Source organism: Pseudomonas sp. CFBP 13602 (assembly GCF_014842725.1).
In the GTDB taxonomy this organism is placed as follows: domain Bacteria; phylum Pseudomonadota; class Gammaproteobacteria; order Pseudomonadales; family Pseudomonadaceae; genus Aquipseudomonas; species Aquipseudomonas baltica.
Window position 1 is genome coordinate 1 of record NZ_JACYVT010000024.1, and the last position, 269, is coordinate 269.

Sequence of the window (269 nt, forward strand, 5' to 3'; positions counted from 1 at the left end):
GAATAGCGATTGACGCGGATTTCCACCAGGCCGTCGGTGATGGTATCCAGATGCAGGTCGCCGGTCTGGGTGCCTTCCACGGTCGGCTCGGGCAACGAGCCTCGTGCATACACGGTGGTCAGCACGCTGGGGCTGTAGCGTGAATAGTTCTGCACCTTGTCGCGGATGCTGTAGCGCACGATCAGGTCGGTGCCGGGGCGGGCGGCAATGACGCTGTTGGGCACGGTGATGGTGATGCTGCGGTTGAGGTCGCTGGTTTGCAGCGGGCC

The 269-nt window shown here is 63.6% G+C and carries 1 protein-coding gene; it reads right to left on the reverse strand.

The annotated features are described in order from the left end of the window. Nucleotides 1–269, reverse strand: a 269-nt coding sequence (locus IFU31_RS21605; RefSeq protein ID WP_446731046.1) for a hypothetical protein, incomplete at both ends; no start/stop codon positions are given.